This is a genomic window from Pseudomonas sp. TWR1-1-3 (assembly GCF_049896805.1).
Lineage (GTDB): Bacteria > Pseudomonadota > Gammaproteobacteria > Pseudomonadales > Pseudomonadaceae > Aquipseudomonas > Aquipseudomonas bubulae.
Genome location: NZ_JAFCUZ010000002.1, coordinates 1,097,504 through 1,124,026 on the forward strand (window position 1 = coordinate 1,097,504; position 26,523 = coordinate 1,124,026).

37 protein-coding genes are annotated in these 26,523 nt (G+C 54.3%); 1 reads left to right on the forward strand and 36 read right to left on the reverse strand.

Features of this window, described 5'->3' with window-relative positions; genetic code table 11:
- Positions 1–7: 7 nt before the first annotated feature.
- The 6 genes from ACP7BE_RS12520 to ACP7BE_RS12545 all read right to left on the reverse strand — a co-directional run bounded on the left by ACP7BE_RS12520 (position 8) and on the right by ACP7BE_RS12545 (position 7,227).
- On the reverse strand, positions 8–412 hold the full coding sequence (locus tag ACP7BE_RS12520) for a hypothetical protein (protein WP_426106035.1): 405 nt from the start codon (positions 410–412) through the stop codon (positions 8–10).
- Complete coding sequence (locus ACP7BE_RS12525) at positions 405–2,438, reverse strand: integrase (RefSeq protein ID WP_426106037.1); 2,034 nt, start codon at positions 2,436–2,438, stop codon at positions 405–407. The genes ACP7BE_RS12520 and ACP7BE_RS12525 overlap by 8 nt, the downstream gene beginning before the upstream one ends.
- Positions 2,431–3,945: a site-specific integrase gene (locus ACP7BE_RS12530; RefSeq protein WP_426106039.1), complete on the reverse strand. Its 1,515-nt coding sequence runs from the start codon at positions 3,943–3,945 to the stop codon at positions 2,431–2,433. Before ACP7BE_RS12530 ends, ACP7BE_RS12525 begins: the two co-directional genes overlap by 8 nt.
- Positions 3,942–5,159, reverse strand: coding sequence for a tyrosine-type recombinase/integrase (locus ACP7BE_RS12535; protein ID WP_426106040.1), 1,218 nt, complete (start codon positions 5,157–5,159; stop codon positions 3,942–3,944). Before ACP7BE_RS12535 ends, ACP7BE_RS12530 begins: the two co-directional genes overlap by 4 nt.
- A 142-nt stretch (positions 5,160–5,301) precedes the next feature.
- Positions 5,302–5,826, reverse strand: a complete 525-nt coding sequence (locus tag ACP7BE_RS12540; protein WP_016779190.1) for a single-stranded DNA-binding protein — start codon at positions 5,824–5,826, stop codon at positions 5,302–5,304.
- 9 nt (positions 5,827–5,835) lie between these two features.
- Positions 5,836–7,227: an MFS transporter gene (locus ACP7BE_RS12545; RefSeq protein ID WP_095019084.1), complete on the reverse strand. Its 1,392-nt coding sequence runs from the start codon at positions 7,225–7,227 to the stop codon at positions 5,836–5,838.
- Between the two features lie 198 nt (positions 7,228–7,425).
- On the opposite strand from ACP7BE_RS12545, the gene uvrA reads away from it, so the two are divergent.
- The gene (gene uvrA, locus ACP7BE_RS12550; protein ID WP_094999498.1) at positions 7,426–10,260 is read left to right on the forward strand and encodes an excinuclease ABC subunit UvrA; all 2,835 of its coding nucleotides are present in this window, start codon (positions 7,426–7,428) and stop codon (positions 10,258–10,260) included.
- A 181-nt stretch (positions 10,261–10,441) separates the two neighbouring features.
- Here uvrA and bfr read toward each other — a convergent pair whose 3' ends face one another.
- From bfr to rpsJ, 30 genes are all read right to left on the reverse strand, one after another.
- Complete coding sequence (bfr, locus tag ACP7BE_RS12555; protein WP_016779187.1) at positions 10,442–10,906, reverse strand: bacterioferritin; 465 nt, start codon at positions 10,904–10,906, stop codon at positions 10,442–10,444.
- A 155-nt stretch (positions 10,907–11,061) separates the two neighbouring features.
- Positions 11,062–12,510 carry a catalase gene (locus tag ACP7BE_RS12560; protein ID WP_153380185.1) on the reverse strand — a complete coding sequence of 483 codons (1,449 nt, stop codon included), beginning with the start codon at positions 12,508–12,510 and terminating at the stop codon, positions 11,062–11,064.
- Between the two features lie 173 nt (positions 12,511–12,683).
- Positions 12,684–13,070: a 50S ribosomal protein L17 gene (gene rplQ, locus ACP7BE_RS12565; protein WP_016779185.1), complete on the reverse strand. Its 387-nt coding sequence runs from the start codon at positions 13,068–13,070 to the stop codon at positions 12,684–12,686.
- Between the two features lie 42 nt (positions 13,071–13,112).
- Entirely contained in the window at positions 13,113–14,114 is a 1,002-nt protein-coding gene (locus tag ACP7BE_RS12570; RefSeq protein WP_003176403.1) for a DNA-directed RNA polymerase subunit alpha, read from the reverse strand.
- 22 nt (positions 14,115–14,136) lie between these two features.
- Positions 14,137–14,757: a 30S ribosomal protein S4 gene (rpsD, locus tag ACP7BE_RS12575; protein ID WP_003444359.1), complete on the reverse strand. Its 621-nt coding sequence runs from the start codon at positions 14,755–14,757 to the stop codon at positions 14,137–14,139.
- A 17-nt stretch (positions 14,758–14,774) separates the two neighbouring features.
- Complete coding sequence (gene rpsK / locus ACP7BE_RS12580) at positions 14,775–15,164, reverse strand: 30S ribosomal protein S11 (protein WP_007924177.1); 390 nt, start codon at positions 15,162–15,164, stop codon at positions 14,775–14,777.
- Between the two features lie 30 nt (positions 15,165–15,194).
- Positions 15,195–15,551: a 30S ribosomal protein S13 gene (gene rpsM, locus ACP7BE_RS12585; protein ID WP_016779184.1), complete on the reverse strand. Its 357-nt coding sequence runs from the start codon at positions 15,549–15,551 to the stop codon at positions 15,195–15,197.
- A gap of 129 nt (positions 15,552–15,680) precedes the next feature.
- The gene (rpmJ, locus tag ACP7BE_RS12590; RefSeq protein ID WP_002555468.1) at positions 15,681–15,797 is read right to left on the reverse strand and encodes a 50S ribosomal protein L36; all 117 of its coding nucleotides are present in this window, start codon (positions 15,795–15,797) and stop codon (positions 15,681–15,683) included.
- Positions 15,798–15,829: 32 nt separating this feature from the next.
- Positions 15,830–17,158: a preprotein translocase subunit SecY gene (gene secY / locus ACP7BE_RS12595; protein WP_003444361.1), complete on the reverse strand. Its 1,329-nt coding sequence runs from the start codon at positions 17,156–17,158 to the stop codon at positions 15,830–15,832.
- Positions 17,159–17,596 (reverse strand): 50S ribosomal protein L15, encoded by a 438-nt coding sequence (rplO, locus tag ACP7BE_RS12600; protein ID WP_016779182.1) that lies wholly within the window; start codon positions 17,594–17,596, stop codon positions 17,159–17,161.
- A 3-nt stretch (positions 17,597–17,599) separates the two neighbouring features.
- Complete coding sequence (rpmD, locus tag ACP7BE_RS12605; protein ID WP_003186033.1) at positions 17,600–17,776, reverse strand: 50S ribosomal protein L30; 177 nt, start codon at positions 17,774–17,776, stop codon at positions 17,600–17,602.
- Positions 17,777–17,778: 2 nt separating this feature from the next.
- A complete protein-coding gene (gene rpsE, locus ACP7BE_RS12610) occupies positions 17,779–18,279 on the reverse strand; it encodes a 30S ribosomal protein S5 (RefSeq protein WP_003186035.1) in 501 nt (166 codons plus the stop codon).
- Between the two features lie 3 nt (positions 18,280–18,282).
- The gene (rplR, locus tag ACP7BE_RS12615; protein WP_016779181.1) at positions 18,283–18,633 is read right to left on the reverse strand and encodes a 50S ribosomal protein L18; all 351 of its coding nucleotides are present in this window, start codon (positions 18,631–18,633) and stop codon (positions 18,283–18,285) included.
- A gap of 10 nt (positions 18,634–18,643) precedes the next feature.
- Entirely contained in the window at positions 18,644–19,177 is a 534-nt protein-coding gene (rplF, locus tag ACP7BE_RS12620) for a 50S ribosomal protein L6 (protein WP_016779180.1), read from the reverse strand.
- Positions 19,178–19,189: 12 nt separating this feature from the next.
- A complete protein-coding gene (gene rpsH, locus ACP7BE_RS12625; RefSeq protein ID WP_003444366.1) occupies positions 19,190–19,582 on the reverse strand; it encodes a 30S ribosomal protein S8 in 393 nt (130 codons plus the stop codon).
- 211 nt (positions 19,583–19,793) lie between these two features.
- Entirely contained in the window at positions 19,794–20,099 is a 306-nt protein-coding gene (gene rpsN, locus ACP7BE_RS12630; RefSeq protein WP_003444367.1) for a 30S ribosomal protein S14, read from the reverse strand.
- A gap of 13 nt (positions 20,100–20,112) precedes the next feature.
- Positions 20,113–20,652 (reverse strand): 50S ribosomal protein L5, encoded by a 540-nt coding sequence (gene rplE / locus ACP7BE_RS12635; protein ID WP_003444368.1) that lies wholly within the window; start codon positions 20,650–20,652, stop codon positions 20,113–20,115.
- A gap of 22 nt (positions 20,653–20,674) precedes the next feature.
- Positions 20,675–20,989: a 50S ribosomal protein L24 gene (gene rplX, locus ACP7BE_RS12640; RefSeq protein WP_016779179.1), complete on the reverse strand. Its 315-nt coding sequence runs from the start codon at positions 20,987–20,989 to the stop codon at positions 20,675–20,677.
- Between the two features lie 11 nt (positions 20,990–21,000).
- On the reverse strand, positions 21,001–21,369 hold the full coding sequence (gene rplN / locus ACP7BE_RS12645; RefSeq protein WP_002555479.1) for a 50S ribosomal protein L14: 369 nt from the start codon (positions 21,367–21,369) through the stop codon (positions 21,001–21,003).
- Between the two features lie 23 nt (positions 21,370–21,392).
- Positions 21,393–21,659 carry a 30S ribosomal protein S17 gene (gene rpsQ / locus ACP7BE_RS12650; protein WP_003194644.1) on the reverse strand — a complete coding sequence of 89 codons (267 nt, stop codon included), beginning with the start codon at positions 21,657–21,659 and terminating at the stop codon, positions 21,393–21,395.
- A 2-nt stretch (positions 21,660–21,661) separates the two neighbouring features.
- A complete protein-coding gene (gene rpmC / locus ACP7BE_RS12655; protein ID WP_003444371.1) occupies positions 21,662–21,853 on the reverse strand; it encodes a 50S ribosomal protein L29 in 192 nt (63 codons plus the stop codon).
- Positions 21,853–22,266 (reverse strand): 50S ribosomal protein L16, encoded by a 414-nt coding sequence (gene rplP, locus ACP7BE_RS12660; RefSeq protein WP_016779178.1) that lies wholly within the window; start codon positions 22,264–22,266, stop codon positions 21,853–21,855. Before rplP ends, rpmC begins: the two co-directional genes overlap by 1 nt.
- Before the next feature lie 12 nt (positions 22,267–22,278).
- On the reverse strand, positions 22,279–22,965 hold the full coding sequence (gene rpsC, locus ACP7BE_RS12665; protein ID WP_003176422.1) for a 30S ribosomal protein S3: 687 nt from the start codon (positions 22,963–22,965) through the stop codon (positions 22,279–22,281).
- Between the two features lie 13 nt (positions 22,966–22,978).
- Positions 22,979–23,311, reverse strand: a complete 333-nt coding sequence (rplV, locus tag ACP7BE_RS12670; protein ID WP_003444373.1) for a 50S ribosomal protein L22 — start codon at positions 23,309–23,311, stop codon at positions 22,979–22,981.
- 13 nt (positions 23,312–23,324) lie between these two features.
- A complete protein-coding gene (gene rpsS / locus ACP7BE_RS12675) occupies positions 23,325–23,600 on the reverse strand; it encodes a 30S ribosomal protein S19 (protein WP_003232420.1) in 276 nt (91 codons plus the stop codon).
- Between the two features lie 16 nt (positions 23,601–23,616).
- On the reverse strand, positions 23,617–24,441 hold the full coding sequence (rplB, locus tag ACP7BE_RS12680) for a 50S ribosomal protein L2 (RefSeq protein WP_016779177.1): 825 nt from the start codon (positions 24,439–24,441) through the stop codon (positions 23,617–23,619).
- Between the two features lie 14 nt (positions 24,442–24,455).
- Positions 24,456–24,755 carry a 50S ribosomal protein L23 gene (gene rplW / locus ACP7BE_RS12685; protein WP_003444375.1) on the reverse strand — a complete coding sequence of 100 codons (300 nt, stop codon included), beginning with the start codon at positions 24,753–24,755 and terminating at the stop codon, positions 24,456–24,458.
- A complete protein-coding gene (gene rplD / locus ACP7BE_RS12690; RefSeq protein WP_016779176.1) occupies positions 24,752–25,354 on the reverse strand; it encodes a 50S ribosomal protein L4 in 603 nt (200 codons plus the stop codon). The genes rplW and rplD overlap by 4 nt, the downstream gene beginning before the upstream one ends.
- Before the next feature lie 12 nt (positions 25,355–25,366).
- Positions 25,367–26,002 carry a 50S ribosomal protein L3 gene (gene rplC / locus ACP7BE_RS12695; RefSeq protein WP_016779175.1) on the reverse strand — a complete coding sequence of 212 codons (636 nt, stop codon included), beginning with the start codon at positions 26,000–26,002 and terminating at the stop codon, positions 25,367–25,369.
- 81 nt (positions 26,003–26,083) lie between these two features.
- Positions 26,084–26,395 (reverse strand): 30S ribosomal protein S10, encoded by a 312-nt coding sequence (rpsJ, locus tag ACP7BE_RS12700; RefSeq protein ID WP_003186070.1) that lies wholly within the window; start codon positions 26,393–26,395, stop codon positions 26,084–26,086.
- Between the last annotated feature and the right edge of the window lie 128 nt (positions 26,396–26,523).

A 26,523-nucleotide genomic window follows, 5' to 3' on the forward strand; every position in this document is an offset into this window, starting at 1 on the left:
TGACGTTTCACTCTGATGAGTCACGGTCAATCGAAGGCAGCGAGGCATCAAGCTTGTCTTGGCTAATTCCGTGTCTATATGCGTTGTACTGCCACTTCAGGAACTGCTCTAACAGGCGGCCATTTTCTGCTTTAAGACGATCGTTTTCGCTTTCAAGTCGTCTAATGCGCTGCTCTGCAATACTCAAGCTGGCAGGCCTTTTGGTCGCGACAAAACCGTTTCTTAGTTGTTCTTTCTTGTACCCAAAGGCTGCCTTTACTTGGTCATGCGAGCTGAGCGTCTGTCGAGTCGGCCGCCCACCAATCAGAGGCGCAACCGCTTCGCACAGCGCATCCCAACCCAGTTTTCCTTCCCAAGCATCGATCAAGTTAACTAGGATTTCGATGTCCTTGCTGGTCAAGTGCTTAGCCATGATTTCCCCCAAACAGCGAGCGAAGCTCATCAAGAGCTGGCACTTCTGATGGCGATGGCGATGGCGATGGCGATGGCGATGGCGCTACAAGCTTCGGAGAACCTGAACGGGCAGCCAATTCACGCTTCAGTGGGCTAAACTCTTGATCGTTGCTCAAGCGGACTACTGACCCCATCGGGGTATTTGTCGATTCAAGTATCTCGATAAGCTGACTAACTCGTTCCAAGGTTCTACATTGATGCTCGCTCCACCGATCCGCACCGTACAAACCGTCTTCACTGGCCTCTCGTGCTTTTTCTAACTGCATGCGAATGCCATCTCGCTGTTGTATCAAGCGCTCCAGCCTTTCATCGTCACCCTTGATGCAAACCTGCTCAGTGCAGTTCAAACAGTCGCGATGCTTCTGGCAGGGCAACATGGAGAAATCATGCACACAGAAGCCATACTCGGTTAGGTGTGCAATGCCCTCGCCTATAGCATCTAGGTCAGCAAACGTGACTGGATCATTAGCTCTGACTTTATCAAGAACGCCCCCTACCCCAGCCAACCGAGCTAGATCAACGTATTCATCGTCGCTCATATGGTTGTAGGTAGCATTCTGGTGGATGTTCGCGCGACCTGACCACTTTGCGAGATCAAGCTGGCCGAGGTCCCCCCTTTGAGCAACTGTGTTTAAGAAGTGCCGCAACTGGTGCGAAGTCATGGAAATCTGCGTGCCATCCCGATCGGTGTATCCATGGCGACGCCAAATATTGCTTTCTTGGCCTGGGATGTAATTAAGATCTGTAGTAAAAGTGCTTTTGCCCGGAGTCCAAAGCAGCAAGGGACTGGTCGTACGATCAAGGTGCATCTCATGACGGCGGAAGCAGCAGAGTGCTTGCGAGTATCTGATGTGCCGCTCCTTGTTCTTCCAAGGCCAGCCTTCTGGTAGTTGGCTATGAGCAAACTTGTTCAGGAACGCCAAGGTCAAAGGCTCTCCTTTTGCCTTCAAAATCTGATAAGGCTCATAGCCCTTAAAGTACGGAATGAGATTCAGATGCTCCACCGACAACCCTAGCGCCTTTGCCGCCTGTTCATCTGTTAGTGGATCAAGCTCGCCAACATTTGGACAGTCCACGTGACGGTAGAACTTGTCAGGCTGAGTTTCATACCAAGTAGCCAGCCTACGCCCTTCTTCAGACATCTCGGTGAGACGACGCACCGCGTCTACGGCTATCTCTCTCGTCACGGTTGAAACCCACTTGATATCAGCCCCGTAACCTTTACCGGCATAGAAACGCAGTCCAAGGCGCTCAACACCTTTGGTATCGATTTCTGAATGCAGGCAGTTCACCGGCAAGTCCTGGACCTCACTGACACGCGACGGTGCGCACATCAACAACGCAAAGATCGAGGTTGTGAAGCGATCTCGAGGGGCTTGAGGATCGTTTGCGAACATCTCCCCCATGAATTCGAGTAAGTGCTGGTCGGGCATTTTTTCAGCCCGTTTCTTTTTCCCCTCAACGTCTGTCCGATGTATCTCCTTGGGTTTGGAGATCGGGTTTTTCCAAGTGATAGACGCTGGAATAATTTTACTTTCGTTGAGAAATTTAACGAGGTGAACCAGGCTGCTCCCTGCTTGATATGCCGTCGCGTTGTACTCTCGGGCGACCTCTGCAGCTACATCCATCACCTGAATGTCCGTCAGCGTGATATCGGCTCTCCCCTTGACTTGTAGAAGCGCTTTCTCGATACAGCGGATCGCTTTGAACTCATTCTTGAGTTTGCTGGGATTATGCCCTTGCTGATAGCGCACATAAGATTTGGCGAAAGGAACGATCTCGGGATTCAGAAGTTGGCTGTCGGTAAAGCCCCGAGCCGGCGCACCAATAACCGTGAAATTACCAACCCCCGGCCATGTGTCGCGACCCCAATCGAGATCAGCGCCGAACACCGTGAGCCTGTCACGACACATCTCGATGAAATCTTTGAGATTGGTTTTGGCATCAAGTAAATGCTTTGGCGTAAACAGGAGGACTTCAGCCACGAGCGACCTCTCTTCTCATTGCATTGCAGCGGCTAACCACATCGCTGACAGCAAGAATTAATCGGTCATTAACGGAAGCAATTTTTCTGTCTTCCGTCTGCTCTAGCACCCTGTCGCGCTCGTTGAGCAAGCCATCCAGGACAGCTTCATGCGGACCGTTTAACCAAGGCTGGAAGTGATTGCAGGTGTAACAAGCAACAGGCGCCAATGCGCCGCAAAAACCGTAGCTGCCACAGTTGCCAAGGTTTACAGCGCCATTGGAAATTCTGCTGCTTGGGTCATCTCCTCGCCTTGCGTTTACCTCAGATACAACCAGCACACCTTGGAACGCTTGTGCGATGGGTGCCAGCTGCAACGCCACAGCCTTGTCAATCCGCTCGACAATCTCAGGAATGTTTCGCACGTATATGCCAGCGTTTTGTGTGTCGGAATGGTCGAGTGCTTCTGCGATAACGAACTCTCCCTTCCCTTCTCGCGCGAGATTGGTGCCGAGCGTATAACGAAAACGGGTCGGATTGAGGCGAATCAGGACGCCAGTGCGTTCACTGAACACCTTTGTCGTCTTTGCCACCAGAACCATCGATTCCTTTACAGAAGCGCTTGGGGCATGCAAACGATCTCCACTGAGTTGAGTATTTAGCTCGGACCGCACGTCGAAAGCGTCCATCGCTGGAAACAGCGGCAGCTCAGCTACCAGATCCGCCGGAACTTCCCCCCCTAACCTTTTGGCAAATGCCTGCCGGACCTGCATGGCTTGCTGCTGCAAAAGTAGCCAGAGATCTTCGACTATCGCAAACTTATTAAAAGCGGAGCGCCAAGGCTGATTACGTTGCTTGGCGCGAGGAAAATTGATGAAGTACCTGTCTGATTGCTGAGTAAGGTCTCTCAACTTCAATCCAGTAATCTGGCTAGGTCGCCGCCCGGTCATAGCCAAGGTCATTGCATAACACGCGTCGATAAGCTCTAAACGATTCCCCGCGTAATCCCTGATGACTGCTTCGGTTACGCCTTCCATTTCGATATCGGTCAGCGGTCCGCTGTCGGGGCACATTGATTGAACTGCATAGCCTTTTTCATTCCCCTTGAGCGTCCATTGATCCAACAAAGAGAGAGTATCGCGGGGAATACCGGTGTAACCGAGGTCAGCCCATTGCCTAATGAGTCCGCGCAACGTTCCCAAATACCATTCTGTTTTCATTTCCAACGTAGAGCGGTACGAAATCAAGGATTCGACGCTGAAGAGGGGCAGCCCCACAGTCGCTTCAACATAGTGTTTGCAACGCTCAAATAGGTTCCTCGCGTGAGACGGTGCACTCGTCTTCGCATAAAACGCGAGCACATGCCGGAAAGAGAGAAACAGCTCTGTGCTCATGGCTCCCGACAGAGCAAGCATTGGGATGTCTATGTCCCTGCTCAGCTTCCATCGCTCACCATCAAGCCTTACCAGATAGCCTTCCCTCGAGTAAAACTCTGCGTTTGCATTCGCGTATGAAGCCAGCACGCTCATAAAGCACCTCCCTTATGTGCTTTACCAAGATGTTTGTTTTGAAGCTCAAGCACCGCTCTACCTGCCTGCTCTTTGATATGCCTACGGTTGTAGCTTGCTGCCGTCCCGGACGTCTCGCTCCAGCCCATGAGGTATGAACGAATTTTTTCTTCGCGCTCAGGCGTCAAGCCCTGACTCTCGCAGGTTTTCGAGAAGGAATAGTTCCAATGATGGCGTAGCGTATGAGCGTGAATACCGCTATGGCCCTCAAGGGTATGCTTCAGCTCCCCCATGAATTTACCGAACCCCGCGTTCGATAACGGCAGCCCCTGCGAACCTCCCGATTTGTGCGTTACAAAGAGATAGCCGTGCTTCTTGGCGCCCGGCACTTTATTTCGATGACTGAGCACATAGCCACGAATCCGATCCACAAGCTCGGCCATCAATGGAAAGACACGTTCTCGTGTTTTTGCAACTGGCTGATAGGCCCTAGCATCACCCTTGGAGTCTGGGCGTCTAACCACTTTCAATGTGTTCTTCGCAAAATCGATGTCTTCGACTTTCAGATTCAACAGTTCACCGCGACGGAGTCCCGTGATGCGGAGAATGGAGAACATCAAAGCATTGCGCACCTGGACGGCATATTCACGCACTGGATTGCTGTCTGACCCTGGCCTCAAAGCTTCTTCGAGCGTATCAAGCACTGCGTCATCGAGATGCTTTTCCTCCCGACTTACGTTGGACTTATTCGACGTCCTCGGGCGGTTGGCTTTGATCTGCGCAACCATTCGCGCAATGCCTTCGCGGCCCGAAGTCGATGGCGATAGAAGCTGGTCAGCGAGGAAGCCTAGGTAATCGGCAATCACTGACATGCGTGCATATTGGTTGCTTGCGCTAACTGTTTTGGGTCTGTGGGAAATCGAAACGACGTTGCCATCATTCTCGTCGGTCAACGGTTTCTGCATGAAATCACGCAGAGAATGGATTTCGTGGCTCTGAAGCAGCTCTCCGCGCGAAAAACGCGACTCGACATCAATGCTGTAGTAGCTCTGCCAAGCGTACATGGCTTTGAGCGCATTAAGCGCATTCTGAATTGTGTTCACTGCCAATGAGCGCCCCCGCATGTGCACGGTAACGTACAACGCAGGGTAGAACAGAGGCATCCCCCCCTCGTCGACTAGAACGATAAATCGCTCACCATTCGAGGATTTAATTCTCCGCGCTGACAGCTCCATGACAGGCTCCTTTTTTTACGTTTTTACATGGTATTAATTCTTAAGAAATTGCTCAAGATATTTTTAACACCCATAAAAACGCGAAACCCCCGAAATTCGGGGGTCTCAAGACTAAACTTTACAAAAAAGTCTAAGGTATGCGCTAGAACGGAATATCGTCATCAAAGCTGTCGAAATCCGGAGCTGGCTGCGGGGCCTGCTGTTGCGGCGCAGGGCGCGACTGTTGCTGTTGCTGCGGTGCAGGGCGTTGAGCCTGCTGACGCGGAGCCGACTGTTGTTGCTGGTAGTTGTTGCCACCACCCTGGTTTTGCTGGTCGCCCTGTGGACGGCCACCAAGCAGTTGCATGGTGCCTTGCATGTCGACCACAATTTCAGTGGTGTAACGCTTGATACCGTCTTTTTCCCACTCACGGGTTTGCAGCTTGCCTTCGATGTACACCTGCGAACCCTTGCGCAGGTATTCGCCGGCGATTTCGGCCACTTTGCCGAACATCGATACACGGTGCCATTCAGTCTTCTCGACTTTCTGACCGGTTTGCTTGTCAGTCCATTGTTCGCTGGTTGCCAGACTCAGGTTGGTCACGGCATTACCGTTAGGCAAGTAGCGAACTTCGGGATCCTGGCCGCATGTGCCGACCAATATAACTTTGTTAACCCCACGGGCCATAACGTTCTCCTAGGCTTCGCACGTCGGCGCTGGGTTAACCAACTGCTCGAGTGTCGCGCGATCCAATAGTTCGGTGTCCAATTTGATATAAATCGCAGCCTCTTCAGCCACGATCACTGCATCTGTAACGCCATTGACTGCCTTTAGACGCTCAGCCAGACCTGCTTCGCGCAACGCCTCGGGCGATAACGGCAGGCGCAGGCTTGTTACATACGGTGGTTCACGCATGGTAACAGCAAAGGCCAACCAGAGTGCAGCCAGACCTGCGCCTCCCAGGAACACAACCGACAGACCGCCATGCTGAAACAGCCAGCCGCCGAGTATGCCGCCCAGTGCCGATCCGAGGAACTGGCTGGTGGAGTAAACCCCCATCGCCGTGCCCTTGCCGCCTGCGGGTGAAACTTTGCTGATCAGCGAAGGCAATGAAGCCTCCAACAGGTTAAACGCAGTGAAAAACACCACAGTGCCAATCACCAGCGTTCGTAAACTGTCGCCGAACTTCCAGAAGAATAGCTCAGTGAGCATCAACGTCACGACGGCGCCGAGCAAAACTCGTTTCATTTTGCGTTTCTTTTCGCCGTAGATGATGAACGGGATCATGGCGAAGAATGAAATCAGCAAGGCCGTCAGATACACCCACCAATGTTGTTCCTTGGGCAGGCCGGCCTTCTCGACCAGCGCCAGCGGCAGTGCGATAAAGCTCGACATCAACATGGCGTGCAGCACAAAAATGCCAAGGTCCAGGCGCAACAGGTCGGGATGGCGCAAGGTCGGCAGCAAGGCCTGCTTCGCCACTCCGGACTCACGATGCTGCAAGGTACCGGTGGAACGCGGCACCATAAACATCACAATCACGATCCCGCACAGCGCCATTGCCCCCGTCGCCAGAAACAGCCCGGACAACCCGAAAGCGCGAGTCAGGAGCGGGCCCACCACCATGGCCACGGCAAATGACAAGCCGATGGTCATGCCGATCATGGCCATGGCCTTGGTGCGATGCTGTTCACGGGTAAGGTCTGACAACAGCGCCATGACCGCTGCAGAAATCGCCCCCGCACCTTGCAGGATGCGTCCCGCAATGACGCCCCAGATCGAATCGGAATTGGCCGCCAGCACACTGCCCAGCGCGAAGACAATCAAGCCCAGGTAAATGACCGGGCGCCGTCCAATACGATCGGAAATAACACCAAAGGGGATCTGGAAAATGGCCTGGGTCAGGCCATAAGCGCCAATCGCCAGACCAATCAGGGCGGGCGTTGCACCGGCAAGGTCCATTCCATAGGTTGCCAGAACCGGCAACACCATAAACATGCCCAGCATACGGAAGGCGAACACAAGGGCCAGACCGCTTGCTGCCCGGGTCTCGCCGCTACTCATGCGTTCGCTGTGGGGATCGTGCATGGAAAAACCTCATGTGAACCGGCGGCGATTCTATCAGTCCCATCGTCTAACAGCACATACACGAGAGAGACGCGACGCTTTGTCACGCAAAAGTTATAAAGGCTGCTTGAATGACAGTGTGCCATCAAGGGCCTGCACAGCTTTCGCACAGATCCGTATACTCATTCGTTTACGTTATGCCCGCCAAGCGAGGCCGCAGTGGACAAGATCCTGATACGTGGGGCACGAACCCACAACCTGAAGAACATCGACCTGACCCTGCCAAGGGACAAACTGATCGTTATCACCGGACTGTCTGGCTCCGGCAAATCATCCCTCGCGTTTGACACGCTGTATGCCGAAGGCCAGCGCCGTTATGTCGAGTCGTTGTCAGCCTATGCGCGGCAGTTCCTGTCGATGATGGAAAAGCCTGACGTCGATACCATCGAGGGTCTGTCGCCGGCGATTTCCATCGAGCAAAAATCGACCTCGCACAACCCGCGCTCCACGGTCGGCACCATCACCGAAATCTACGACTACCTGCGCCTGCTGTATGCTCGCGTAGGTATCCCGCGCTGCCCGGATCACGACATTCCTCTGGAAGCCCAGACCGTCAGCCAAATGGTCGACCTGGTACTGGCCCAGCCCGAAGGCAGCAAGCTGATGCTGCTGGCGCCGGTGATCCGCGAGCGTAAGGGCGAACACCTTTCAGTATTTGAAGAACTGCGCGCCCAGGGTTTTGTTCGCGCCCGGGTCAACGGCAAGCTTTGCGAGCTGGACGAACTGCCCAAGCTCGACAAACAGAAAAAGCACAGCATTGATGTGGTGGTTGACCGCTTTAAAGTGCGTGCCGATCTGCAGCAGCGCCTGGCCGAGTCTTTCGAGACAGCGCTGAAACTGGCTGATGGCATTGCCCTGGTTGCGCCGATGGACGATGAGCCGGGCGAAGAAATAATCTTTTCCGCGCGCTTCGCCTGCCCGATTTGCGGCCATGCGATCAGCGAGCTGGAACCCAAGCTGTTTTCCTTCAACAACCCGGCAGGTGCATGCCCGACCTGCGATGGTCTGGGGGTCAAGCAGTTCTTCGATATCAAGCGCCTGGTCAATGGTGAGCTGACGCTGGCCGAAGGCGCGATCCGCGGTTGGGACAGGCGCAACGTTTATTACTTCCAGATGCTCGGGGCGTTGGCCAAGCATTACGACTTCAGCCTTGAAGTGCCGTTCAGCGAGCTGCCGGCCGACAAGCAAAAGGTGATCCTGTATGGCAGCGGCACGCAAAACGTGGATTTCCGCTATCTGAATGATCGTGGCGATATCGTCAAGCGTGCTCACCCGTTCGAAGGCATCGTGCCAAACCTGGAACGCCGTTATCGCGAAACCGAGTCGGCCACCGTGCGCGAAGAACTGGCCAAGTTCCTCAGCACCCAGTCCTGCCCGGATTGCCGTGGTACCCGACTGCGTCGCGAAGCCCGTCATGTATGGGTCGGCGAAAAAACCCTGCCCGCGGTCACCAGCATGCCTATCGGTGATGCGACCGAATACTTCAGCACGCTGAGCCTGAGCGGACGCCGTGGCGAAATCGCTGACAAAATCCTTAAGGAAATTCGCGAGCGCCTGCAGTTCCTGGTGAATGTGGGGCTGGACTATCTGTCGCTGGACCGTAGTGCCGATACCCTGTCAGGCGGTGAAGCCCAGCGTATTCGTCTGGCCAGTCAGATTGGTGCAGGCCTGGTTGGCGTGCTGTATATCCTCGACGAGCCCTCCATCGGCCTGCATCAGCGCGATAACGATCGCCTGCTGGGCACCCTCAAGCATCTGCGTGATATCGGTAACACCGTGATTGTGGTGGAGCACGACGAAGACGCCATCCGCCTGGCGGACTATGTGGTGGATATCGGCCCTGGTGCTGGCGTGCATGGCGGTCATATTGTTGCTGAAGGTACACCGGCCGAGGTGATGGCTCACCCTGACTCACTGACAGGCAAATACCTGTCGGGGCGTGTGAAGATTGCCGTACCCGCCAAGCGCACACCGCGCAACAAGAAGCTGACACTGTCGCTCAAGGGTGCTCGCGGCAATAACTTGCGCAATGTTGATCTGGAAATTCCGATTGGCCTGCTGACCTGTGTCACTGGGGTCTCGGGGTCAGGCAAATCCACCCTGATCAACAACACACTTTACCCGCTCAGCGCCACGGCACTGAATGGCGCGACCACGCTGGAAGCGGCGGCGCACGACAGCATCAAGGGGCTTGAGCATCTGGACAAGGTCGTCGATATCGACCAAAGCCCGATTGGCCGTACGCCGCGCTCCAACCCTGCGACCTACACCGGGTTGTTTACGCCAATCCGCGAGTTGTTCTCGGGTGTGCCCGAGTCGCGCTCGCGCGGTTACGGCCCGGGGCGTTTCTCTTTCAACGTAAAGGGCGGACGCTGCGAGGCCTGTCAGGGTGATGGCCTGATCAAGGTAGAAATGCACTTTCTGCCGGACATCTATGTGCCTTGCGATGTGTGCAAAAGCAAGCGTTACAACCGTGAAACCCTTGAGATCAAATACAAGGGCAAGAGCATCCACGAAGTGCTGGAAATGACCATCGAAGAAGCGCGAGTGTTCTTCGATGCTGTGCCTGCACTGGCGCGTAAGCTGCAAACGCTGATGGATGTAGGCTTGTCCTATATCAAGCTAGGACAATCCGCCACCACGCTGTCAGGCGGTGAGGCGCAACGGGTCAAGTTGTCCCGCGAGCTGTCCAAGCGCGACACAGGCAAGACCTTGTATATCCTCGATGAGCCTACTACCGGTTTGCACTTTGCTGACATCCAGCAGTTGCTGGATGTGCTGCATCGTCTTCGCGACCATGGCAACACCGTGGTAGTGATCGAACACAACCTGGACGTGATCAAGACCGCTGACTGGCTGGTGGATCTCGGCCCTGAGGGGGGTTCCAAGGGCGGGCAGATCATTGCTACCGGTACACCGGAAGAAGTAGCCGAGATGAAGCAATCACACACGGGCTTCTACCTGAAGCCACTGTTGATTCGCGACAAGGCTTAAAGCGCGGTACGAAAAAGCCCCTGCCATCGTGAGATGGCAGGGGCTTTTTACTGAGCGCAAATCAAGCTCTTGTTGGAACGGGCTTGCTCGCGATGGTAACGCCGCGACACACAAGCCAGACCGTGTTGCCTGCATCGCGGACAAGCCACGCTCCCACCAAAAGCATCTCAGCTTCCCTGGATCAGAACTGCGATTGCAGGTAGTTCTGCAAGCCGATCGACTTGATCAGGCCCAGCTGTTTTTCCAGCCAGTAGGTGTGGTCTTCTTCGGTGTCTGCCAGCTGAACACGCAACATGTCACGGCTCACGTAGTCCTTGTGCAGTTCGCACAGGGCGATGCCTTTGCACAGCGCGGCACGGACTTTATATTCCAGGCGCAGGTCGGCAGCGAACATCTCAGGCACCGTAGTGCCCACATCCAGGTCGTCAGGGCGCATGCGCGGCGTACCCTCGAGCATCAGAATCCGGCGCATCAACGCATCAGCGTGTTGTGCCTCTTCCTCCATCTCGTGGTTGATACGCTCGTAAAGCTTGGTGAAACCCCAATCCTCGTACATACGGGAATGGACGAAATATTGGTCACGCGCAGCCAACTCGCCGGTCAGCAACGTATTGAGATAATCGATTACATCCGGGTGGCCTTGCATTGCCTTACATCTCCCTGCTTGAAAGGCTGTAGTTTGAACCAAGCCGACTGAGAGGTCACGGCTAAATCGCAATAAAAACCCTGTTTTTCAGAGAAAACAGGGTTAAATAACGCAAAAACCGCCCAATTGAGGGCGGTTCTGCTTCTCACTTAGAGTTAGTTACGCTGTACACCCAACGCCTTGGCAACACCATCACCATAAGCCTGATCAGCATTGTAGAAATGCTGCAGCTGACGCTCGACGACATCCCCCGTCACACCCTCCATAGCCCCTGCAATATTGTTGATCAGCAGGGCTTTCTGCTCGTCGTTCATCAGTCGGAACAGGGCACCGGCGTGGCTGTAGTAATCGCTGTCTACACGATGATCGTAACGATCAGCTGCACCACTGAGGGCCAATGGCGGCTCAGCATATTGCGGTGCTTGTTTTGGCGCGTCGCCATAGCTGTTCGGCTCATAGTTCGGTGCAGCACCACCATTGTTGCCGAAGGCCATAGAGCCATCACGCTGATAGTTATGCACAGGTACCCGTGGTGAGTTGATCGGCAGGTGCTGGTGGTTAGTGCCTACACGGTAGCGATGGGCATCGGCATACGCGAACACACGGCCTTGCAGCATGCGGTCAGGCGACAGGCCCACACCCGGGATCATATTGCTTGGCCCGAACGCAGCCTGCTCCACTTCGGCAAAGTAGTTCAGCGGGTTGCGGTTCAGCTCCAGCTCACCGATTTCAATCAGCGGGAACTCTTTCTGCGACCAGGTCTTGGTCACGTCAAACGGGTTCTCATAGTGGGCTGCAGCCTGAGCTTCAGTCATGACCTGCATGCATACGCGCCATTTCGGAAAGTCACCGCGTTCGATGGCGCCAAACAAGTCACGCTGTGCGTAATCCGGGTCGGTACCGGCAAGGCGCGCAGCCTCTGCAGGCGGCAGGTTCTTGATGCCCTGCTTGGTTTTGTAATGCCATTTGACCCAGTGACGCTCACCCGCAGCATTGATCAGGCTGTACGTGTGGCTGCCAAAGCCATGCATATGGCGGTAACCATCTGGAATGCCGCGATCGGAAAACAGGATGGTGACCTGGTGCAGCGACTCAGGGGAGTGCGACCAGAAGTCCCACATCATCTGTGCGCTTTTCAGGTTGCTTTGCGGGAGGCGTTTTTGGGTGTGGATAAAGTCGGGAAATTTAAGCGGGTCACGGATGAAAAACACCGGGGTGTTATTACCGACGATGTCCCAGTTACCTTCCTCGGTGTAGAACTTGAGGGCAAAGCCACGTGGATCACGCTCGGTATCTGCCGAGCCGCGCTCGCCACCTACCGTTGAGAAGCGCAGAAAAGTGGGGGTTTGCTTGCCGATGGTATCAAACAGCTTGGCACTGCTGTACTGAGTCATGTCACGGGTCAGGGTGAAAGTGCCATGGGCGCCTGAACCCTTGGCGTGTACGCGACGCTCAGGAATGTTTTCACGGTTGAAGTGCGCGAGCTTTTCGATCAGATGAAAATCGTCAAGCAGCAATGGGCCACGAGGACCGGCAGAACGAGAATTCTGGTTATCCGCAACTGGAGCGCCGCTGGCGGTTGTAAGCGTTTTGGTCTGGCTCATATGTTTGCTTCCTCAGTCAGTCTTTGTACTGCCGGCTAATCGGCTGACGAGGAGTATTGACCATGAATTACACATGGGCAAATGCATTAAATGATGAGAATCAATAGATAATCATAATCGAACGCGCACAAAAAACCGGGCACTAGGCCCGGTTCTTTGTAGAGACTGACGTCTTACTCAGCGGATACAGCTTCACCGCCAACTGGACGATCAACCAACTCGACGTACGCCATAGGCGCGTTGTCGCCAGCGCGGAAACCGCACTTGAGGATGCGCAGGTAGCCACCCTCACGAGTTGCATAACGCTTGCCCAGATCGTTGAACAGCTTACCAACCATGGCTTTCGAACGAGTACGGTCGAAGGCCAGACGGCGGTTAGCAACAGAATCAATCTTGGCCAGAGTAATCAGCGGCTCAGCAACGCGACGCAATTCTTTGGCTTTCGGCAGAGTCGTTTTGATCAGCTCGTGCTCGAACAACGACACTGCCATGTTTTGAAACATAGCCTTGCGGTGCGAGCTAGTGCGGCTCAGGTGACGACCACTTTTACGATGACGCATGGTTCATTCCTTACCAAACACAACGTTCGGTGATTACGACGATCAGGCAGTCGCCTTGTCGTCCTTCTTAAGACTTGCAGGCGGCCAGTTGTCGAGGCGCATGCCGAGGGACAGACCACGGGAGGCCAGAACGTCCTTGATTTCAGTCAAGGATTTCTTGCCCAGGTTCGGAGTCTTCAACAGTTCTACTTCGGTGCGCTGAATCAGGTCACCGATGTAGTAAATGTTCTCCGCCTTAAGGCAGTTGGCCGAACGCACGGTCAGTTCCAGATCGTCAACAGGACGAAGCAGGATCGGATCGATCTCGTCTTCCTGCTCGATTACCACTGGCTCGCTGTCACCTTTGAGGTCGACGAATGCAGCCAACTGCTGTTGCAGGATGGTTGCAGCACGACGAATGGCCTCTTCAGGATCCAGTGTACCGTTGGTTTCCAGATCAATAACCAGCTTGTCCAGGTTGGTGCGCTGCTCGACACGGGCGTTTTCCACCACGTATGCGATACGGCGAACCGGGCTGAACGAAGAATCCAGCTGCAAGCGACCAATGCTGCGGCTTTCGTCTTCATCGCTCTGACGCGAGTCTGCTGGTTCATAACCACGACCACGAGCTACGGTGAGCTTCATGTTCAAGGCGCCGTTAGACGCCAGGTTGGCGATTACGTGATCGGGATTAACGATCTCGACATCATGATCCAGCTGAATATCGGCAGCGGTAACCACCCCCGAACCCTTCTTCGACAAGGTCAGCGTAACTTCGTCACGGCCGTGCAGCTTGATAGCCAGACCTTTAAGGTTCAACAGGATTTCAATTACGTCTTCCTGTACACCTTCGATGGCGCTGTACTCGTGGAGCACACCGTCAATCTCGGCCTCGACTACTGCACAGCCTGGCATTGAGGACAACAGGATGCGGCGCAGCGCGTTGCCCAGGGTGTGGCCAAAACCACGCTCGAGAGGCTCGAGAGTGATTTTAGCGCGGGTTGGACTGACAACTTGCACATCAATATGGCGAGGTGTCAGGAACTCATTTACCGAAATCTGCATGGATGCACCTATTTTCTAGCCCTTACTTGGAGTAGAGCTCGACAATCAGGCTTTCGTTGATGTCGGCGGACAGATCACTGCGAGCAGGAACGTTCTTGAAAACGCCCGACTTCTTCTCAGTGTCTACTTCTACCCATTCTACGCGGCCACGTTGGGCACACAGATCGAGAGCTTGGACAATGCGAAGCTGGTTCTTTGCTTTCTCGCGGATAGCGACCACGTCACCAGCACGAACCTGGTAGGACGGAACGTTTACGGTCTGACCGTTAACGCTGATCGACTTGTGCGATACCAACTGACGAGATTCGGCACGAGTAGAACCGAAACCCATACGGTATACGACGTTATCCAGGCGGCATTCGAGCAGTTGCAGCAGGTTTTCACCGGTTGCACCTTTTTTGCCAGCAGCTTGTTTGTAGTAGCCGCTGAACTGACGCTCGAGAACGCCGTAGATACGACGGACCTTCTGCTTTTCACGCAGTTGGGTACCGTAGTCGGATTGGCGACCGCGGCGTTGGCCGTGGATGCCTGGAGCAGCTTCAATATTGCACTTCGATTCGATAGCGCGCACACCACTCTTCAGGAAGAGATCAGTGCCTTCACGACGTGCCAGTTTGCATTTTGGACCAATGTAACGAGCCATTCTTTACAGTCTCCTGATTACACGCGGCGCTTCTTCGGCGGACGGCACCCGTTGTGCGGGATTGGCGTCACGTCGGTGATGCTGGCGATCTTATAGCCACAGCCGTTCAAAGCACGGACAGCGGACTCACGACCTGGACCTGGGCCCTTGACGTTAACGTCAAGGTTTTTCAGGCCATATTCCAGCGCAGCTTGACCAGCACGTTCAGCAGCTACTTGAGCAGCGAACGGGGTGGACTTGCGTGAACCGCGGAAACCCGAACCACCAGAGGTAGCCCAAGAAAGCGCGTTACCCTGACGATCCGTGATGGTCACGATGGTGTTGTTGAAAGACGCGTGGATGTGGGCGATGCCATCAACCACTGTCTTTTTAATTTTTTTACGAGGACGAGCAGCAGGTTTTGCCATGACTAAATTCCTGTCGATTCGCTGGTGCGATTACTTGCGGATCGGCTTACGCGGACCTTTGCGAGTACGCGCGTTGGTCTTGGTACGCTGACCGCGCACTGGAAGACCACGACGATGGCGCAGACCGCGGTAGCAGCCCAGGTCCATCAAGCGTTTGATTTTCATGTTGACTTCACGACGCAGGTCACCTTCAGTGGTGAACTTCGCCACTTCGCCACGCAGCAACTCAATCTGCTCGTCGCTCAGATCCTTGATCTTAGCGGCTGGGTTTACACCAGCATCCGCACAGATTTTCTGTGAGGTAGTGCGACCAACACCATAGATGTAGGTCAGCGAGATAACAGTGTGCTTGTTATCTGGAATGTTAACGCCTGCAATACGGGCCATTCAGTGGGACTCCAATTGACAGCTACCTACGCCCCGGAAGCCAAGAAATAGGGCGCGAGATAATATCGCTGTAATAACAAATAATCAACCCAGCAGCGCACTAGCTGCTGGGCTTCAAACAGATCACACTCAGCCTTGGCGCTGTTTGTGACGTGGTTCCGCGCTGCAAATTACCCGAACAACACCTTCGCGGCGAATAATCTTGCAGTTACGGCACAGCTTTTTCACCGATGCACGAACTTTCATCACCAACTCCTCTCACCTTACGGGGTAGTACTTCAGCGGAGCATGCCGCTGCCGTAGCCCTTCAGGTTGGCTTTCTTCATCAGGGATTCGTACTGGTGCGAAACGAGGTGCGATTGTACTTGGGACATGAAGTCCATAACAACCACAACAACGATCAGCAACGAGGTCCCGCCAAGGTAGAACGGAACGTTTGCCGCAACCACCAGGAACTGGGGCAACAGGCACACGGCCGTCATATAAAGAGCACCGAACAGAGTCAAACGAGTCAAAACGCCATCAATATAGCGTGCCGACTGCTCACCTGGACGGATACCCGGAATAAAGGCACCGGACTTCTTCAGGTTTTCCGCTACGTCTTTCGGATTGAACATCAACGCCGTATAGAAGAAGCAGAAGAAAATAATCCCTGCACTAAACAGCAGAATATTCAACGGCTGACCAGGAGCGATCGACTGCGAGATGTCCTGCAACCAGCCCATACCTTCAGACTGACCGAACCAGGCACCCAGCGAAGCCGGGAACAGCAAAATGCTGCTCGCAAAAATAGCCGGGATAACACCGGCCATATTCACTTTCAGCGGTAGGTGGCTAGTCTGCGCAGCAAACACCTTGCGGCCCTGCTGACGCTTGGCGTAGTGAACAGCAATACGACGCTGGCCACGCTCAATGAACACCACAAAACCGATAATCGCTACTGCCAGCAAACCGATAGCAACCAGAGCGAAGATATTGATATCGCCCTGACGTGCAGACTCGAAAGACTGCCCGATTGCTCTCGGAAGACCGGCGACGATACCCGAAAAAATCAACATCGAGATACCGTTGCCAACACCACGCTCAGTAATCTGCTCACCCAGCCACATCATGAACATTGCACCCGCCACAAACGTGGTTACTGCAACGAAATGGAAGCCCAGGTCACCAGTGAACGCTACGCCTTGCCCTGCCAGACCAATGGACATGCCAATAGCCTGGACAAGAGCAAGAGCGACAGTGAGGTAGCGGGTGTACTGGCTAATCTTGCGACGGCCAGCTTCACCTTCCTTCTTCAACTGCTCCAGTTGCGGGCTGACAGCGGACATAAGCTGCATGATGATCGATGCCGAAATGTACGGCATGATCCCCAGCGCAAAAATACTCATCCGCTCCAGCGCGCCGCCGGAAAACATGTTGAACAAGCTAAGTATGGTCCCCTCATTCTGTCGAAACAGGTCCGCCAGCCGGTCCGGGTTGATACCTGGAACTGGGATGTGTGCGCCTATCCGGTAGACGATAATCGCCAGGAATAGAAAACGCAGTCGAGCCCAGAGCTCGGATAACCCGCCTTTGCTGAGCGCTGAGAGAGCACCTTGCTTAGCCATTTATTCCTCGAACTTGCCGCCAGCTGCTTCGATAGCCGAACGCGCACCTTTGGTGGCGCCGATTCCCTTGCCGATTGTGACAGCGCGAGTCACTTCACCGGACAGCATGATTTTCACACGCAGTACGTTGACGTTGATCACGTTGGCATCTTTCAGGGTCTGCACAGTTACGATGTCGCCTTCCACTTTAGCCAGCTCGGACAAACGCACTTCTGCGCGATCCATGGCTTTCAGGGATACGAAACCGAACTTAGGCAGACGGCGATGCAGCGGCTGTTGACCGCCTTCAAAGCCTGGAGCAATGGTGCCACCGGAGCGGGAGGTCTGACCTTTGTGACCACGGCCACCAGTCTTACCCAAACCACTACCGATACCACGGCCCGGACGATGCTTTTCGCGACGGGAACCCGGCGCTGGACTCAGATCATTGAGTTTCATCGATTAACCCTCTACACGCAGCATGTAGTAAGCCTTGTTGATCATCCCGCGATTCTCGGGAGTATCAAGTACTTCTACAGTGTGACCGATGCGACGCAGACCCAGACCCTTAACGCACAGTTTGTGGTTAGGGATACGGCCGGTCATGCTTTTGATCAGCGTTACTTTAACGGTAGCCATGATCAGAAGATCTCCTTGACGCTTTTGCCACGCTTGGCGGCAATAGATTCAGGAGATTGCATAGCTTTCAAACCTTTGAAAGTGGCGTGAACCACGTTTACCGGGTTAGTCGAGCCGTAGCACTTGGCCAGTACGTTCTGAACGCCAGCAACTTCGAGGACAGCACGCATAGCGCCGCCAGCGATGATACCGGTACCTTCAGAAGCAGGCTGCATGTAAACCTTGGAAGCGCCGTGGGCGGATTTCATGGCGTACTGCAGAGTGGTGCCGTTAAGGTCCACTTGAATCATGTTGCGGCGAGCAGCTTCCATTGCCTTCTGGATCGCAGCAGGCACTTCACGTGACTTGCCACGGCCGAAGCCAACGCGCCCTTTACCATCACCAACCACGGTCAACGCGGTGAAAGTGAAGATACGGCCGCCTTTAACGGTTTTGGCTACGCGGTTAACTTGAACCAGCTTCTCAATGTAGCCTTCGTCGCGCTTTTGGTCGTTATTTGACATAACTTAGAACTCCAGCCCAGCTTCACGAGCAGCCTCAGCCAGCGCTTTCACGCGGCCGTGGTACTTGAAGCCAGAGCGGTCGAAAGCCACCTGCGAGACGCCAGCGGCTTTTGCACGCGTAGCGACCAGCTGGCCAACCTTTGTGGCCGCGTCGATGTTGCCAGTGGCACCATCACGCAGTTCTTTGTCCAAAGTCGAGGCGCTTGCCAGGACTTTGCTGCCGTCGGCCGAGATGACCTGGGCGTATATGTGCTGTGCCGAGCGGAACACGCAGAGACGCACGACTTCTAGTTCGTGCATTTTCAGACGTGCTTTGCGAGCGCGGCGCAGGCGAGTAACTTTTTTGTCGGTCATTTGCTATGCCCTACTTCTTCTTGGCTTCTTTACGACGGACGACTTCGTCCGCGTAACGTACACCCTTGCCTTTATAAGGCTCTGGCGGACGGAAACCGCGGATCTCAGCGGCCACCTGACCTACCAGCTGCTTATCAATACCCTTGATCAGGATATCGGTTTGGCTAGGAGTCTCAGCGGTGATGCCTTCCGGCAACTCGTAATCCACTGGGTGCGAGAAGCCAAGAGCCAGGTTCAGCACTGTGCCTTTTGCTTGCGCTTTGTAACCAACACCGACCAGCTGGAGCTTGCGCTCGAAGCCTTGGCTTACGCCTTGGACCATGTTGTTTACCAACGCACGAGTGGTACCAGCCATTGCGCGAGTTTGTTGATCGCCATTGCGAGCAGCGAAACGCAGCTCACCAGCTTCTTCAACAATCTCAACGGACGAATGGATGTTCAGTTCTAGAGTACCCTTGGCACCCTTCACCGAAAGCTGTTGGCCGGCGAATTTTACTTCGACACCAGCTGGCAGCTTAACGGGGTTCTTAGCGACGCGTGACATGCTTATCCCCCCTTAGAACACAGTGCAAAGAACTTCGCCGCCGACACCGGCAGCGCGCGCAGCACGATCCGTCATCACACCTTTGCTGGTGGAGACGATAGACACACCCAGACCGCCACGAACTTTCGGCAGATCTTCGGAGGACTTGTACTGACGCAGGCCTGGACGGCTAACGCGCTTAACTTCTTCGATAACCGAACGGCCTTCGAAGTACTTCAGCTCGATAGACAGCAGTGGCTTGATTTCGCTGCTGATCTGATAATCCGCGATGTAACCTTCGTCTTTGAGAACTTTGGCTACAGCTACCTTCAACGTGGAAGATGGCATGCTTACGACGGACTTTTCAGCCATCTGGGCATTACGGATTCGAGTTAGCATGTCCGCTAACGGGTCCTGCATACTCATGGGCTAGACGCTCCTGATACAAAAAGAATTAGCCTTGCGGCTACAACTGTCGCCGAGTACTCAATGCTTAAAAAGCACGGGCTCAGGCGAGCCGGTCATTCTAGACACACGCCAGAAATGAATCAAGCCCCAATAGGGGCTTGATTCATATTCAAGGTCACCGGCTGTCAGGATCTTGCAACCCTGACAGGGGTAACTTTGCCTGTGCGCCTTACCAGCTGGCTTTAACCAGACCTGGTACGTCGCCACGCATTGCTGCTTCACGCAATTTGTTACGGCCAAGGCCGAACTTGCGGTAAACACCATGCGGACGGCCAGTCAGGCGGCAGCGGTTACGCATGCGCGCAGCGCTTGCGTCACGTGGCTGCTTCTGCAGAGCAACTTGAGCTTCCCAACGTGCTTCTGGACTTGCGTTCAGATCCACGATGATAGCTTTCAGTGCTGCACGCTTCTTGGCGAACTTGGCAACCGTGAGCTGACGTTTCAGCTCGCGGTTTTTCATGCTCATCTTAGCCATGGTCCTACTCCAATCAGTTGCGGAACGGGAATTTGAAAGCACGCAGCAAGGCGCGACCTTCATCATCTGTCCGAGCAGTGGTGGTCAGGGTAATGTCCAGACCGCGGAGAGCATCGATTTTGTCGTAGTCGATTTCCGGGAAGATGATCTGCTCTTTTACGCCCATGCTGTAGTTACCACGACCATCGAAGGACTTGGCATTCAGGCCGCGGAAGTCGCGTACCCGAGGCAGGGAGATCGACAGCAGACGATCCAGGAATTCGTACATACGCTCACGGCGCAGAGTAACCTTAACGCCGATCGGCCAGCCTTCGCGAACTTTGAAGCCTGCGATGGACTTGCGAGCGTAGGTCACTACACATTTTTGACCCGTGATTTTTTCCAAATCAGCTACAGCGTGCTCGATGATTTTCTTATCACCGATCGCTTCGCCCAAACCCATGTTCAGGGTGATTTTGGTAACGCGCGGAACTTCCATCACGTTCGAAAGCTTAAGTTCTTCCTTAAGTTTCGGAGCGATTTCCTTCCGGTAAATCTCTTTTAGTCGTGCCATGGTCTCATCTACCTAGCAGTGTTCAAGCATCAACCGCTTTTTGGGTCGACTTGAAGACACGAATTTTTTTGCCTTCTTCTACTTTGAAACCAACGCGATCTGCTTTGCTGGTTTCGCTGTTGAAGATGGCCACGTTAGAAGCGTCCAGTGGAGCTTCTTTCTCGACGATACCGCCTTGTACGCCCGACATCGGGTTAGGCTTGGTATGACGCTTAACCAGGTTCAGACCGCCAATAACCAAACGGTTGTTAGCGAGAACCTTAAGCACCTTACCGCGCTTACCTTTGTCTTTGCCGGCGATCACGATGATCTCGTCGTCACGACGAATCTTTTGCATGTCGGATCTCCTTACAGCACTTCTGGGGCGAGCGAGACGATCTTCATGAACTTCTCAGTACGAAGTTCACGGGTCACTGGCCCAAAGATACGGGTGCCGATCGGCTCTTGCTTGTTGTTCAGAAGAACAGCAGCGTTGCCATCAAAGCGGATAATGGAGCCATCAGCACGACGTACGCCGTGACGAGTGCGGACTACAACAGCAGTCATCACTTGGCCTTTTTTCACTTTACCGCGAGGAATTGCTTCCTTCACGGTAACTTTGATGATGTCACCGATACCAGCGTAACGACGATGGGAGCCACCCAGCACCTTGATGCACATAACGCGGCGTGCGCCGCTGTTATCGGCCACATCGAGCATGGATTGAGTCTGAATCATATAATTTCTCCGACCCCTAGTCCTTAGACTTCCACAGCGCGTTCGAGAACATCAACCAGTGCCCAAGACTTGGTCTTGGCCATCGGACGAGTTTCACGAATAGTGACTTTGTCGCCGATGTGGCACTGATTGGTTTCGTCGTGCGCGTGCAGCTTAGTCGAACGCTTAACGTATTTACCGTAGATCGGGTGCTTAACGCGACGCTCGATCAGAACGGTGATGGTTTTGTCCATCTTGTCGCTGACAACACGGCCAGTCAGCGTACGGACAGTCTTTTCGGCTTCAGCCATGATTACTTACCTGCCTGCTGTTTGAGCACAGTCTTCACGCGAGCGATGTCACGCTTAACTTGCGAGAGCAGATGCGACTGCCCCAACTGGCCAGTTGCTTTCTGCATACGCAGATTGAACTGGTCGCGCAGCAAGCCGAGCAGTTGCTCGTTCAGCTGCTGTGCGGATTTTTCACGAAGTTCATTCGCTTTCATCACATCACCGTCCGTTTAACAAAGGAGGTGGCGAGCGGCAGCTTTGCAGCAGCCAGGGCGAAAGCCTCACGCGCCAGCTCTTCAGTAACACCCTCGATTTCATACAGGACTTTGCCTGGCTGAATCTGGGCAACCCAATATTCCACGTTACCCTTACCTTTACCCATACGAACTTCTAGGGGCTTTTTGGAAATAGGCTTGTCCGGGAATACACGGATCCAGATCTTGCCGCCACGCTTAACGTGACGGGTCAGTGCACGACGCGCTGATTCGATCTGACGAGCGGTGAGACGACCACGAGCAACAGACTTCAGCGCGTATTCGCCGAAGCTGACTTTGCTACCGCGCAATGCCAAGCCACGGTTGTGGCCAGTCATTTGCTTGCGGAACTTCGTACGCTTAGGTTGTAACATTTGGCGTACCCCTTACTTAGCAGCTTTTTTACGAGGCGCTGGTGCTTGTGGCTTCAGTTCTTCTTGGCGACCACCAATTACTTCGCCTTTGAAGATCCAAACCTTTACACCGATCACACCGTAAGTGGTGTGAGCTTCGTAGTTGGCATAGTCGATGTCGGCACGCAGGGTGTGCAATGGCACACGACCTTCGCGATACCATTCAGTACGTGCGATTTCAGCACCGCCGAGACGACCGCTCACTTGGATTTTGATGCCTTTGGCACCAATGCGCATAGCGTTCTGTACAGCGCGTTTCATCGCGCGACGGAACATTACACGACGCTCCAGCTGCTGAGCTACGCTCTGCGCAACCAGCATACCGTCGAGTTCCGGCTTGCGGATCTCTTCGATATTGATGTGCACAGGCACACCCATTTGCTTGGTCAGGTCCTGACGCAGTTTCTCAACATCTTCACCTTTCTTCCCGATAACGATACCTGGACGAGCGGTGTGGATGGTGATACGTGCAGTTTGGGCCGGACGATGGATATCGATACGGCTTACGGACGCGCTTTTTAGTTTGTCTTGGAGGTATTCACGCACCTTCAGATCAGCGAACAAGTAGTCCGCATAAGTCCGGCCGTCTGCGTACCAGACGGAGGTGTGCTCCTTGACGATTCCCAGGCGAATGCCAATGGGATGTACTTTCTGACCCATCTCTTCGACTCCGTTACTTGTCAGCAACCTTGACAGTGATATGGCAAGACCGCTTGACGATGCGATCAGCGCGGCCTTTGGCACGCGGCATGATGCGCTTCAGCGAACGCCCTTCGTTGACGAAAACGGTGGCGACTTTCAAGTCGTCAACGTCTGCGCCTTCGTTATGCTCGGCGTTGGCTACGGCCGACTCCAGCACTTTCTTGATGATCTCGGCGGCTTTCTTGTTGCTGAAAGCCAACAGGTTGAGCGCTTCGCCCACCTTCTTCCCGCGGATCTGGTCGGCGACCAAGCGGGCTTTCTGGGCGGAGATTCGAGCGCCCGACAACTTAGCGGCTACTTCCATCGTTCCTTACCCCTTAACGCTTGGCTTTCTTGTCTGCCACGTGCCCACGATAAGTGCGGGTACCGGCAAACTCGCCTAGTTTATGGCCAACCATGTCTTCGTTCACGAGAACTGGGACATGAAGACGACCGTTATGCACAGCGATGGTCAGACCGACCATTTGTGGCAGGATCATCGAACGACGCGACCAGGTTTTCACCGGTTTGCGATCGTTCTTTTCCGCCGCCACTTCGATCTTCTTCAGTAGGTGAAGATCAATAAAAGGACCTTTTTTCAGAGAACGTGGCACTGTCGTATCCCTCTATTTACTTGCGACGACGGACGATCATTTTGTCGGTACGCTTATTACCACGAGTCTTCGCGCCCTTAGTCGGGAAGCCCCATGGCGATACCGGATGACGACCACCAGAGGTACGACCTTCACCACCACCATGTGGGTGGTCAACCGGGTTCATGGCAACACCACGAACGGTTGGGCGAACGCCACGCCAGCGTTTGGCACCAGCTTTACCCAGCGAACGCAGGCTGTGCTCGGAGTTCGAGACTTCACCCAGGGTCGCACGGCATTCAGCCAGTACTTTACGCATTTCACCAGAGCGCAGACGCAGGGTCACATAGACACCATCACGAGCGACCAGCTGAGCCGAAGCACCAGCGGAACGTGCGATTTGCGCGCCTTTACCCGGCTTCAATTCGATGCCGTGTACGGTGCTACCAACTGGAATGCTGCGCAGTTGCAACGAGTTACCCGGCTTGATTGGGGCCAAAGCACCCGAAATCAGCTGGTCGCCAGCACTCACGCCTTTAGGGGCGATGATGTAGCGGCGCTCGCCGTCTGCGTACAGCATCAGAGCGATGTGAGCAGTACGGTTTGGATCGTATTCGATACGCTCAACAGTGGCTGGAATGCCATCTTTGTCGTTGCGACGGAAGTCGACCATACGGTAATGCTGCTTATGACCACCACCGATGTGACGAGTGGTAATACGGCCATTGTTGTTACGACCACCAGACTTCGATTTCTTCTCGAGCAGCGGTGCGTGAGGAGCGCCTTTATGCAGCTCCTGGTTGACCACCTTGACCACATGACGGCGGCCAGGGGAAGTCGGTTTGCATTTAACGATTGCCATGATGCACCCCTTCCTTACTCAGCACTGCTGCTGAAATCGAGATCTTGGCCTGGCTGAAGGGAGATTACTGCCTTCTTCCAGTCATTACGCTTGCCCACGCCGCGAGCGGTGCGCTTGCTCTTACCCAGAACGTTCAGGGTAGTAACACGCTCAACTTTCACGCTGAACAGGCTTTCGACGGCCTTCTTGATTTCCAGCTTGGTTGCATCGGTAGCAACCTTGAAAACGAACTGGCCTTTCTTGTCTGCCAGAACCGTAGCCTTCTCGGAAACGTGCGGGCCAAGCAGAACTTTAAATACGCGTTCCTGGTTCATCCCAGCAGCTCCTCGAATTTCTTCACGGCCGACACGGTGATCAACACCTTGTCGTATGCGATCAGACTAACTGGATCGGAACCTTGCACGTCACGTACATCAACGTGTGGCAGGTTACGAGCAGCCAGGTACAGGTTCTGATCAACACCTTCAGACACGATCAGGACATCAGTCAGACCCATGCCATTCAGCTTGTTGAGCAGATCTTTGGTTTTCGGCGCTTCAACAGCGAAGTCCTGAACCACGACCAGACGATCAGTACGCACCAGCTCAGCAAGGATGGAACGCATTGCTGCGCGATACATCTTCTTGTTCAGCTTCTGGGAGTGATCCTGTGGACGAGCTGCGAAAGTGGTACCGCCGCCACGCCAGATTGGGCTACGGATAGTACCGGCACGAGCACGGCCAGTACCTTTCTGACGCCAAGGGCGCTTACCGCCACCACGAACGTCGGAACGGGTCTTTTGCTGCTTGCTACCTTGACGGCCGCCGGCCATGTAGGCCACGACTGCTTGGTGAACCAGCGTCTCGTTGAATTCGCCGCCGAAAGTCAGTTCGGAAACTTCGATCGCTTGAGCGTCATTTACATTTAATTGCATGTCAGCTTCCCCTTAACCGCGAGCCTTGGCCGCTGGACGTACAACCAGGTTGCCGCCAGTAGCGCCAGGAACAGCACCCTTGACCAACAACAGATTGCGTTCAGCGTCGACGCGCACTACTTCCAGGGACTGCACGGTCACGCGCTCAGCGCCCATATGACCGGACATTTTTTTGCCCTTGAATACACGACCAGGAGTCTGGCACTGGCCAATAGAGCCCGGGACGCGGTGGGAAACGGAGTTACCGTGAGTGTTGTCTTGGCCACGGAAATTCCAACGCTTGATCGTACCCTGGAAGCCTTTACCCTTGGACTGACCGGTTACATCAACCAGTTGGCCAGCGGTGAAGATTTCAGTGTTGATCAGATCGCCAGCCTGGTACTCGCCTTCTTCAAGACGGAATTCCATTACGGTACGACCGGCGGCAACGTTTGCTTTAGCGAAGTGACCCGCTTGAGCAGCTGTTACACGCGAAGCGCGACGCTCGCCGACAGTGACTTGCACTGCACGATAGCCATCGGTTTCTTCAGTTTTGAACTGGGTGACGCGATTCGGCTCGATCTCAATGACCGTGACCGGAATGGAGACACCTTCTTCGGTGAAAATACGGGTCATACCGCATTTACGACCGACTACACCAATAGTCATGTTGTAAACCTCATGAGTGTACGGGGCTTTCACCCGCTATGGCCGCCCATTTCAGAGCGTTACACGACTAAGACCCAAGTCTTAGCCGAGGCTGATCTGCACTTCCACACCGGCCGCAAGATCAAGCTTCATAAGTGCATCAACGGTTTTATCCGTTGGCTGGACGATGTCCAGTACGCGCTTATGAGTACGGATCTCGTACTGGTCACGCGCGTCTTTGTTGACGTGCGGGGAGACCAGAACGGTGAACCGCTCTTTACGGGTAGGCAGTGGAATTGGACCACGCACTTGAGCACCAGTACGTTTCGCGGTTTCCACGATTTCCTGGGTTGATTGGTCGATCAGGCGATGGTCAAAAGCCTTCAACCTGATACGGATTTGCTGATTTTGCATTGGATTTCAGACTCCAGATTGCTGTTCCCACCGAGCGCAATACGCCCGTTAAAAGGAGGCGCAATTCTATAGACGACCCCAGTAGGTGTCAACTCAATAAAAAAAGCCCCCGCTGAGCGGGGGCTTTT